This window comes from Bacillota bacterium (assembly GCA_040754675.1).
Classification (GTDB): Bacteria; Bacillota; Limnochordia; order Limnochordales; family Geochordaceae; genus Geochorda.
The window spans coordinates 1-10,649 of sequence record JBFMCJ010000094.1 but is presented as its reverse complement, the minus strand read 5'-3'; the positions used below and the strand labels follow the sequence as shown (position 1 = coordinate 10,649).

The following is a 10,649-nucleotide window of genomic DNA, read 5'->3' as shown; positions in this document are numbered from 1 at the left end:
AACCAGGAGTTCTCTGACCAGGTCCAGCAGTGGGGACAGGCTAATGGTGTCGACGTCGCGGTAGAAAACATCTCTCAGAAGGATCTGGACTATAAGCTGGCCATTGCGGCAGAGAAGGGAACCGGAGCCGATATCGCCATCCTCCCCGCAGCTGCACCGGTGCTCTACTCCCACGTGTTGGTAGACGTTTCTGACGTGGTGCGCGACATCGAGAGGGAGCAGGGGGCGGATCCGTTCTGGCCGAGTGCAGCGGCACAAGCTCGGGTGGGCAAGCAGTGGAAAGCGATTCCTTACTACGGCCATGCCCACACCTTTGTGGTGCTAAAAGGAGCCTTTGACAAAGCGGGGATTCCGTTCCCTGATACGTGGGACCAGGTGATCGAATATGGCTTGAAGCTCCAGCAAGTCGGGTACAGGTATCCATTCGGTCAGTCACTCACCCGCAGCTATGACGGCATACAGTTCTGGAACTCCATCTGGTGGAGCTACGGTGGACACCTGGTGAAAGAGGACGGCACTACGCTGACCTTTGACTCCCCCGAGACCCGCAAAGTCCTTAACTTGGTGGTCGACATGTACCGCAAGTACAGGTTGATCCCGCCAGGCGCCACGGGGTGGGACGATGCGGCCAACAACACCATTTGGATGACCGGGCAGCTCGCCATGACTACCAACTCGCCGAGCGTTTACTATGCAGCCAAGCGGCAGCGCCCGGACATCGCGGAGCAGACCTTCCACATCAAGTTCCCGGCGGGACCGGTACGCCGGGCCGCTTACGCCACGGCCTTCTCCGTCGGGATCTTCAGGGAGACCAGGTATCCCGAGCAGGCGAAGAGCCTCCTGCGGTACCTCTTCCGCCCGGAGAACTACCGGAGGTTCATGGTGGCGGCCGAAGGGGCGATTTCGCCCATGGTGCGCAGCTTCATGAGCGATCCGCTTTGGAGTGACCCCCACCTCGCCGGCGCGGTGGAGCAGATGCCGTTCGTGCTGTACCCGGGCTGGCCTGGCCCGGTAACCCGCCAGGCAGCTGAGGTGCTCAACCAGCGGGTCATGATCGACATGGTCAGCCGCGTGGTAGCGGAAAACCTGACGCCCGAAGCTTCCTTGAGCGAGGCACTGCAGCGGATCAAGGCGATCTACGGGGAGAAGTAGACACCTTCGGTAGAACCAACCCCGATTATCCGGCCCGGAGGGAGCATGCGGTAGGGCCCTCCAGGAGAAACGCCGCGGCCCCCGGGCCGGAATCACCACTAGGTGTGGAAGAGGAGGAAATCCAGGCGTGGGCGGAACCCCCGAGACCCTGGCCCTGGAGGGCGCCCGAGTTGGATCCGCCACCCGGAGACGAGACGCCGTCGAGGGATGGATTTTCGTACTGCCGCTCGTCGCCTTGCTCCTTGGGTTCGTCTTTTACCCGTTCTTCGGCGCCATCTGGCTGAGCCTCAACCAGAAGGTCATCGGGGCTCCGGCGCACTGGGTGGGGATACGAAACTACGTTGAGCTGCTGCATGACCCGGTTTTCCTCCGGGTCCTGCGCAATACGGTCACCTATGTTGTGGGTGCGGTGAGCTTGAAGCTCATCTTTGGCATGCTGATGGCACTGGTGCTCAACCAGCAGTTCCGCCTCCGCAACCTGTTTCGCGGCGTCTACCTGCTTCCATGGGTCGTTCCCACGGCCGTCAGCGCGCTTGCCTGGACATGGATGTTCAACGACGTCTACGGAATCATCAACACGTTGCTGATACGGGCAGGCCTCATCGACTGGGGACTTAGCTGGCTGGGTGATTACCGCCTTGCAATGGTTGCGATCATCGCGGTGGACGTGTGGCGAGGCATGCCATTCTTCGGCGTAACGTTGCTGGCCGGGCTTCAGACGGTCCCAACGGAGTTGTATGAGGCTGCGCGAATCGATGGGGCTTCGCCGTGGGTGCAGTTCTGGCGCGTGACCCTTCCTCAGATCCGACACGTCGCTCTGATCACGACCATCCTATCAGCGGTGTGGACCTTCGGGGAGTTCCAGATCATCTACATCCTCACTCGGGGGGGGCCTGGAAACGCCACGCACGTTTTTTCCACCTATACATACGAGGTCGCATTCAGCAGCGCCAATCTGAGCAAAGGGGTGGCCGTGTCACTCTTCGTGTTACCTTTTCTGGCAGGAGCCATTTACTTGCTGGTCCGCCACATGGAACGGAGTGAGCTAGCGTGAAGAGGGGGATGCTTCGCTGGTACGTCAGTAGAACGCTAACGCTGTACCTGCCCCTGGCACTGTTTGCTCTCATCACGCTCCTTCCGTTTTACTGGATGCTGATTACGTCTTTGAAGCGGGATCAGGAGCTTTACTCCTTCGACGACCCACTGTGGGTCAAACGGCCTACGCTTATGTCGTATGCCAGGCTCCTCAGCACGACTCCTTTCGTCCACTGGTTCAAGAGCAGCGCGATAGTTGCCCTCACCTCGGCGACCATTGCATTGCTCATAGGTGCCTTGGCTGGTTTTGCCATTGCCCGGCTACGCTTTCCCGGGCGCTATCATTTGAGCCAGACGGTACTTCTCACGTATCTCGTCCCACAAACCCTGCTGTTCATCCCCATGTACGACATCTTTTACCGGCTGCGATGGCTTGACACCTACCTGAGTCTCATCATGTCCAGCCTGACTTTTGTGGTTCCCTTCGCCACGTGGCTGCTCATTGGCTACTTCCGAAGCATTCCCAAAGAGATCGAGGAGTGCGCCCAGATCGATGGCGCCACAAAGCTACAAACCCTATGGCGCATCGTCCTGCCCTTGTCGGCCCCAGGCCTGGTTTCGGCGGGGCTGTTCGCCTTCACGCAGGCCTGGAACATGTTCATCTATCCCCTGGTCTTCATCAGTTCGCCCGAGAAAAAGACAATCCCGGTGGGTATCTCGGCCCTGCAGATGGGTGACGTCTTCCTTTGGGGGCAGTTGATGGCTGCAGGCGTCCTCGCGTCGGTGCCGCTCGTCGTATTCTACACGTTTTTTCAACGTTACATGGTTGAAGGCCTTACCGCAGGGGCGGTGAAGGGGTAGGATCCATAAGTCCCCTCAACGCCCCAGCTAATCCGGATGCCGACGAAAGGAGCTAGAGCAGGTGTTCGAGGCAGGTGTCGTTACCATCAACGGGCCTCCTGAGGCGACTGAGTGGGACTGGAGCCTTTCGGCGCGTCCCATCGATGACGAGGTGATCCGTCGTCTTCGTCTCAAGGCTTACGAACTCAGGCGGGACGTTATCGAGATGGTTCACCGGGCAGGTCAGGGACACCCGGGGGGGTCGCTGTCGGCTGCGGAGATCGTGACGGCTCTCTACTTTTACATCATGCGGCACAACCCCCGAGACCCGGCGTGGCCGGCGCGGGATCGCTTCATCATGTCCAAGGGTCACGCCTGCCCCGTCTGGTACGCGGCGCTGGCCCACTGCGGTTACTTCCCCCGGGAGACCCTATGGACGCTTCGCCGCACGCACTCTATCCTCCAGGGCCATCCCGTCATGAAGACACCAGGCGTGGATTTCACCACGGGTTCGCTGGGCCATGGCCTGTCAGCCGGCCTCGGGATGGCGCTAGGGGCCCGGTATCAGTCCGAGCCGTACCGGGTCTACGTGCTGATCAGCGACGGCGAGATGCAAGAAGGCCTCACCTGGGAAGCTGCCATGGCTGCAGCGCATTACCGGGTCCGTAATCTCATTGCCATCCTGGATTACAACGGGCTCCAGATCGACGGGAACAACCACGAGGTGAACGACATCGAGCCCGTGGTAGACAAGTGGAAGGCGTTCGGCTGGCGGGCACGTGAAATCGATGGCCATGACATGCGCGAAGTGCTGATGGGACTGCAGTGGGCCCGCAAAGCCGGTGGCCCTGCGATTGTCATCGCCCACACGGTGAAGGGCCGGGGCGTCTCCTTCATGGAGCACGATGTGGAGTGGCACGGGAAAGCGCCGGACGCCGATGAACGCAACCGAGCAATTGACGAGCTGGAGCGGGCGAGGAGGGCGCTGCAGTGAACGTGTCGATGGCCGAGCGGGCGGCCTTACGAAAGCCGATCGCCACCCGGGACGCTTTCGGAAAGGCTTTGGTCAGGCTTGGTGAGTCCAACCCCGACGTCATCGTCTTTGATGCGGATATCGCCAAGTCGACCAAGAGCGCCGCCTTCCACACGCGGTTTCCCGACCGTGCTTTTGACGTGGGCATCGCCGAGCAGAACATGATGACAGCAGCCTCCGGCCTGGCCACGACGGGCAAGATCGTGTTCGCCACGACTTACGCCGTGTTCGCGTCAATGCGGGCCTGCGAGCAGATCCGCACCTTCATCTGCTACCCCAAGACAAACGTGAAAATCGCAGCAAGTCACGGTGGGCTGCAGGTTTCGTCGGATGGGGCAACTCACCAGGCCACCGAGGATCTGGCGATCCTGCGGTCGTTTCCGAACATGACCATCCTCAACCCCGCCGACGATCTCTCCACGGAGTGGGCAGTTTTCGCAGCGGCGGAGTACTTCGGCCCCGTCTACATCCGCCTCACGCGGAATCCGGTGCCGCCAATCTACGAGGACGTGGCGGGCTTTGTCATCGGGCGCGCAAACGTCCTACGCAGTTCCCCGAAGGATCAGGTTAGCTTAATCGCCACGGGCCTGATGGTTAGCAAGGCCCTGGAGGCCGCTGAGCGTCTTGAGGCGGTGGGGGTGGCGGCCCGCGTCATCGATGTGCATACCATCAAACCGATCGATCGCCAAACGATAGCGACTGCCGCTCGTGAGACGGGAGGGGTCGTAACCGCCGAAGACCATCAAATCACAGGGGGGCTTGGTAGCTCGGTCGCCGAGGTTCTGGGTGAAGAACATCCAGTGCCAATGGAACGGATCGGACTCCGGGATGCCTTTGGCGAGTCAGGAGACCCCGAGGAGCTCTTCACTCTCTACCAGATGAACACCGAACACATCGTCGAGGCGGCACTTCGAGTGATTCGCAGGAAGCCAAGCCGGCCGCATGCCGCCGAAGTTCGCTGAGAGACGAGGAGTGGTCGTACAAATGTCGCAGCACATCCCGCAACATCGGACCGCCATCGTCACGGGCGCCGGGTCTCGCAGGGGCATCGGGCGAGCCATCTGCACAGAGTTGGCCTCAATGGGGTACCACGTTGTGGCAGCCGATCTTGACCTTCCAGGATGCCAGGAGGTCGCGGAAGAGTGTTCACGGCTTGGGCCCGAAGCGATGGCCGTACGCTGTGACGTCACCAGCCCAGACAACGTTGAAGCTATGGTGCTCGCGACTCTGGAGCGGTTCGGGCGAATCGACGTGCTGGTGAACAACGCCGGAATCACGCAGCGAGCCGTTGTGACGGAAATCGAACTGGCTGACTGGGAGCGCATTCTCAAGGTCAACCTCACCGGGGCGTTCCTGTGCACACGTGCGGTCCTCCCTTACATGAAAGCGCAGGGATACGGGCGCATCGTCAGCATCAGCTCCGTATCCGCCAAGCAGGGAGGCGGGGTATACGGCGGGGCACACTATTGCGCCGCGAAGGCCGGGATCCTGGGATTCACCAAGGCGGTCGCGCGGGAGATGGGGCCGTATGGCATTACCGCCAACGCCGTCTGCCCCGGTCTGGTTGCCACCGACATCCGAGGGGGCCTTGAGCCGCAGGAGGTTCAGCAGCAACTCACGCGGCACCTTCCCATTCCTCGAATGGCTCAACCATTTGAGGTGGCCGCGGCGGTGGCTTTCCTCGCCTCTGACCGGGCTGCGTACATCACGGGAGAAGCGCTAGATATCAACGGCGGCCTGTATTTCGATTGATGCCTTGGCCGGTGGCGTTTCGGCCTGCATGTCTGAGAGGGGATTGGAAGCGTTGCGCTCCATCGTGCTGGTGGGAACGAGACAGCTGGAGCTTTGTGAGAAGGCCGAGCCCTCACCCGGCCCCGGGGAGGTGAAGGTGCGGGTCTCATATACGGGAATATGCGGGTCGGAGGTCCACGCTTATCTGGGAACCCATCCGTTTAGACGCCCGCCGGCGGTGCTCGGCCACGAGCTGTCAGGGGTAGTGGTGGAAATAGGCCACGGAGTGATGGGAGTGGAGACCGGCGCACGCGTTACAGTGGAACCCCAGATCCCGTGCGGCTCGTGTGCATACTGCAAGGCCGGGGATTACAACCTGTGCTCCTCCAAGGTGGTGCTCGGTACCACGTCGTGGCCGGGCTCCTTCGGGCAGTACGTCGTGGTGCCGGTCAGCACGGTGGTACCGCTACCAGAGATGATCTCCCTCGAGGTCGGGGCAACGGTTGAACCCCTCGCGGTCGGAATCCACGCAGTGCGGCTGGCCCGGCCCCACATCGGGGACAGCGCTTTCGTGTTGGGCTCTGGTACCATCGGACTCGTAACCATTGCGGCGCTGAAGGCGGCAGGCATCAGTCCGATCATCGCCTCTGACATCGAGGAGTTCAACCTCACCAAGGCCCTGGAGATGGGAGCCACGGAGGTGGTGCACGCGCGCAAGGAAGACGTGGTTGCTCGCGTTCACGAGCTCACAGGTGGGTTAGGCACGCATTACAGCTTCATCACGGTAGGTGTCCCGACGGCTATCCAAACGGCGCTGGATGTGACGCGGCGAAAGGGGACCGTCGTGGTGATTGCTTTGTTCGAATCGGCTCCGTCCTTTACCGCCTTTTCGCTCGTTTCAAGCGAGCGGCAATTGGTCGGGAGCCAGATGTATACCCGGGAAGACTTTCAGGCGGCCGTCAATTTGCTGGCAACCAAGAGGGTGGACACGAGACCCCTGATAACGCACCGCTTTTCCATAGAGGAGTACAGCTACGCGTTCGAGGTTGCGGCAAACCGCGTAGAGCCGTGTGCAAAAGTCATGTTCCAGTTGGCCGAAGGCTAGCCGGACATTTCGCAGCTAAGGCATTACTATTTCCTGGAAACCCGGCATCTGTGGCAGGAGGAAGGCAAGCGGAGGGCGGGGTTGTTTCCGTCTGTCGACCAGACGAAGGCCTCCGCCAAGCCGTAGCGCTGGAGCAAGGCCTCCAGGCGAGCTCGCACCTGCGGGCTGGTTTCAGGCGGTAGCGGCCGAGTTGCCCGCGCAGGCGGGCGACCTCGGGGTCCAGCTTGGCCAGCTTGCGTTGGCGGTTGCGCCGCGTCGCGCGGTGCTCCCCCGAGGAGACGACGAACGAACGGCGCAATGAGCGAATCTTTGCCTGTGGCTCCTCTGGCGACGGAAGTCTCCCCTCGCCGGCCAGGGTCCTGGACTTCTTCAGGGAGGCGAATCAGGCTCTCTTGCGCCTGGCGGCAGGTGACCTCGATCGGCCTGCCACCTCCCCGTCCCGCACCTACCAGACGGTGGGCGGCGGGCTGTTGCGCATGCTCTACCACGCGGGATACCACCTGGGGAAGATCATGACGCTCCGGGCGTTGCTCGGCAGACCGAGGCTCCTGGGCTGAGGCTCACCGCGGTGGCGCTGCGGGCTGCCGGGCCGGCGTTGGCTGCCTTCAAGCTCCTCGCGATGCTGGGCGATGATCGTACTGCAGCCGGTACTGGAGCGACTCCGACCTGTCGCGGGAGCGTGACCAGACGTGAAGCGGAAGACCTGGCAAGCGCTGGCACTTGTGCCGTTCATCATCCTGGGCGCGCAGTGGGCGTCGTCCGTGCGCGCCGCCCGGACTCCTACGGAAATGCGGCCCGCTCCTTCGCCCCTCGAGGCTTACACCGGGTTCTCCCTCGTAGCGGGTGACCCCGTCAATACGCTGACAGGGAAGTACTTCCTCGAGCACACCGATCTCGAAGTGCGAAGCGTCGGGATCGACTTCAAGTTCACACGCATTTACGGTTCAGGGGAGGGCGATACCTGGAATGGTCCCTTCGGTCCCGGTTGGACCCACCGGTACAACCGCCGGCTGGAGATGAACTGGGACTACTCGATGCAGGTACTGCAGGAGAACGGCTTCCGGACGCTCTATGCGTTCATTCCCACGGGGGTCGAGAGGGTCAAATCGTTCGACGGAGACCCGTATATCGAGATCCCTCTGGACAAGGGCTACTTCAAGGCTTCCGTGTACAATCCCAACCACTTGGTGCGCAATCCCGACGGCAGTTACACGGAGTGGACGCTCGACGGGATCGCCTACCACTTTGCCGGCTACTGGGCGGGCTGGCGGAAGAACCAGTCTGCTCTTGCCGGCCGGCTCGTCGCGATGACGGACATCTACGGCAACCGGATGAGCTTCCGCTACGACGACCTGGGCCGGCTGGTCGAGATCGTGGATACCGCAGGGCGCGCCTATCGGCTGCGATACGATGGCGAGCGCGTCGTGGAACTTCAGGATCCCATGGGCGGTGTCGTCCAGTACGGCTATGACGCATCCGGCCGGCTCACCACCGTCATCGATCAGGAGGGCGGCAGCTGGAGGTACCGGTACGACGATCAGGGCCGTCTCATCGAGCGTTCCGACCCCGAGGGGTTTGCGCTCCGCTACTCGTACGACGAAGAGGGCCGGATGAAGTACGTACGGCTCCCGGACGGCTCGGTCCTCGAGGAGTGGGTCTACGAGTGGTCCGATAGAGTTCGGCGCTCGACCTTACGGCGTTCAGAGGGCGGCCGCACCATCTACACCTACGAGGACATCCCTCCGTGGTCGTGGACGCTGACGTCCGTCGAGCAGCAACCTGCAACCGGGGGCTCGCGCCAGTACGAGCCCGCCCCTGTGGCTCCCGATCCCTTGAGGGAGTTGTTCGGCGAGATCTACACGGAGTGGAACGTCCTCCAGAGGCTGTCGAGCTCACCTGAGCAGTCCGGCTTCCGCGTGGTGTCGAAGAACCACTACGGGCGTCCGAATGCGCTCCTTGATCCAGACGGTAACGAGGTGAAGCTCCACTACAACGAGTATGGCAAAATCGTCGGCCTGCGCGGCCCCGACCTGGACCTCACCGTCACTTATGACCGGCGAGGGCAGGTGGAGACGGCCAGGCGGTCAGCGACAGGCCGGGAGAAGCGGAAGTATGCCTACGATGAGTACGGCAACGTGGTTCGCTTCACCGATTACACCGGGGAAGTCTACCAGTTTTCGTACGATCTCCTGGGCCGGCTGCAGAGCATTCGGTATCCAAACGGCGACACGGCCCACTTCGTCTATGACCGCCTGGGTCGCACCGTGATGGCTTTTTATCCGCACGACGGCATATACACATACGAGTACGAGCCGGACGGAAATCTCAAGGCCATGACGCTTCCCGACGGCACGACCTATACTTGGCAGTACGACGGGCTGGGGCGGGTCATCGGGCGAGACGCCCGCGGGCGGTCGGGCGAATCACTCGGCGAGGTGGGCCGCTAACCGGGTCAAGGTCGGCAAGGACGAGATCGCCGAGCACCCCCAGGAGATGGTCGGGGCGCCGGGATTTGAACCCGGGACCTACTGCTCCCAAAGCAGTCGCGCTACCAAGCTGCGCCACGCCCCGCCGGCTGGCACCATCGTACGCCACGGCGGCTGGCTCGTCAACGCGCACGCCTTCTGTGCCGCTTTTCCGCCGGTCATGGCCTTCCCCGGTCGTGGCCAGACTGAAAGGGGAACCGGTCATCCGACCGCCCTCTCGCGCACCGCGGGTGACCGGCCCGCATCCAGTTGGTTACGGGCGAGGTGCCTCGGGAAGTGGAAATCCAGGGCGACGACCGGCAGGGTGCCCGATCGCCGGGCAGGTCCGGCTCTGACGGGGCCGCCGTCGCGCAGGCCGCCATCCGGTGGACGGCCATCGTCATCATCGTGCTTGCCATCCTCTATTTCCTCGCGCGCTACATCGTGCCGCTGCTGCCCCGCGCCTGACCGGCCGGCAGACGCGGGGCTCCTGGGACGCCACATAGAGGCGGCCGGTTCCCCGCAGGGGATTTCCGGTTACGGCCGAACAACAAAGACCATGGCTCCGGCTCGAACCTCACCAACGCAGGGGATCACCGGGCGTGAAGGCGGTCCCCGCAGCCTGTGGGCGGCTTACCTCATGCTGGCCGGGGCGCCCCTCTTCTGGGCCGGCAACTGGGTCATCGCGAGGGCCCTGGTGCCCTACGTAACGCCGCTCGAACTCACGTGGGTGCGGTGGGTCCTCGGAGGTGCCGCATTGCTGGCGTTCATCCGCTGCCGGGAAGGGCAATTACCCGGACTTTCCTCATCCCTCCGGGCAGGGGTGGCTGTGGCCGGCGGCCTCGGCATGATAGCGTACACGCTGCTGCAGTACGAGGCGCTGCGCCACACGCAGGCCATCAACGGCACGCTCATCTTCACGGCAACCCCGGCCTTCACCCTGATCCTGGCGGCCGTCTTCCTTCACGAGCGGTGGAGTCCAGCGCAACTGGCCGGCATCCTGCTGACGCTGTTGGGCGTGGCCGTCATCCTGGGAGGCGGGTCGCCACTGGCTCTGTCAGGGCGGCTTTCGGTCAATGCCGGCGATGCGATGATGCTGGTGGCCAGCTGGGCCTGGGCGGGCTACACGGTCATCGCCCGCGTGCTGACACGCCGCATCTCCGCCATCACCCTCACCGCCTACGCGATGGTCGTGGCGGCTGTCGCCCTGGCGCCCTTTCAAGCGTGGCAGTGGCTGGCCGGGCGGGGAGGGCTGCCGGCGTTTCTCACCCCGGGCGTCGATGCGGCC

At 62.8% G+C, this 10,649-nt stretch carries 11 protein-coding genes and 1 tRNA gene; 11 read left to right on the top strand and 1 reads right to left on the bottom strand.

The genetic code is table 11. From position 1 onward, the window contains the following. From AB1609_07600 to AB1609_07560, 9 genes are all read left to right on the top strand, one after another. Nucleotides 1-1,152: extracellular solute-binding protein (locus AB1609_07600; GenBank protein ID MEW6046332.1), on the top strand; the 1,152-nt coding region annotated here is incomplete at its 5' end. Nucleotides 1,153-1,279: 127 nt separating this feature from the next. Then, nucleotides 1,280-2,206, top strand: coding sequence for a sugar ABC transporter permease (locus AB1609_07595; GenBank protein ID MEW6046331.1), 927 nt, complete (start codon nt 1,280-1,282; stop codon nt 2,204-2,206). Between the two features lie 8 nt (nt 2,207-2,214). Then, complete coding sequence (locus AB1609_07590) at nt 2,215-3,048, top strand: carbohydrate ABC transporter permease (GenBank protein MEW6046330.1); 834 nt, start codon at nt 2,215-2,217, stop codon at nt 3,046-3,048. Nucleotides 3,049-3,109: 61 nt separating this feature from the next. Then, a complete protein-coding gene (locus AB1609_07585) occupies nt 3,110-4,021 on the top strand; it encodes a transketolase (protein ID MEW6046329.1) in 912 nt (303 codons plus the stop codon). Between the two features lie 8 nt (nt 4,022-4,029). Next, the gene (locus tag AB1609_07580; protein ID MEW6046328.1) at nt 4,030-5,022 is read left to right on the top strand and encodes a transketolase C-terminal domain-containing protein; all 993 of its coding nucleotides are present in this window, start codon (nt 4,030-4,032) and stop codon (nt 5,020-5,022) included. Between the two features lie 22 nt (nt 5,023-5,044). Next, a complete protein-coding gene (fabG, locus tag AB1609_07575) occupies nt 5,045-5,812 on the top strand; it encodes a 3-oxoacyl-ACP reductase FabG (GenBank protein MEW6046327.1) in 768 nt (255 codons plus the stop codon). A 52-nt stretch (nt 5,813-5,864) separates the two neighbouring features. Then, nucleotides 5,865-6,896 (top strand): alcohol dehydrogenase catalytic domain-containing protein, encoded by a 1,032-nt coding sequence (locus AB1609_07570; GenBank protein MEW6046326.1) that lies wholly within the window; start codon nt 5,865-5,867, stop codon nt 6,894-6,896. Nucleotides 6,897-7,120: 224 nt separating this feature from the next. After that, nucleotides 7,121-7,453, top strand: a complete 333-nt coding sequence (locus tag AB1609_07565; GenBank protein ID MEW6046325.1) for a DinB family protein — start codon at nt 7,121-7,123, stop codon at nt 7,451-7,453. A 132-nt stretch (nt 7,454-7,585) separates the two neighbouring features. After that, nucleotides 7,586-9,343 (top strand): DUF6531 domain-containing protein, encoded by a 1,758-nt coding sequence (locus AB1609_07560; protein ID MEW6046324.1) that lies wholly within the window; start codon nt 7,586-7,588, stop codon nt 9,341-9,343. A 47-nt stretch (nt 9,344-9,390) separates the two neighbouring features. Here the strand turns inward: AB1609_07560 and AB1609_07555 are convergent. Beyond that, nucleotides 9,391-9,467: transfer RNA gene (locus AB1609_07555), tRNA-Pro, on the bottom strand. Between the two features lie 191 nt (nt 9,468-9,658). Between AB1609_07555 and AB1609_07550 the strand changes: the two genes are divergently transcribed. Both AB1609_07550 and AB1609_07545 read left to right on the top strand, forming a co-directional pair. Then, on the top strand, nt 9,659-9,829 hold the full coding sequence (locus AB1609_07550; GenBank protein MEW6046323.1) for a hypothetical protein: 171 nt from the start codon (nt 9,659-9,661) through the stop codon (nt 9,827-9,829). A 172-nt stretch (nt 9,830-10,001) separates the two neighbouring features. Beyond that, a partial coding sequence (locus AB1609_07545; GenBank protein ID MEW6046322.1) for a DMT family transporter occupies nt 10,002-10,649 on the top strand: 648 nt, incomplete at its 3' end.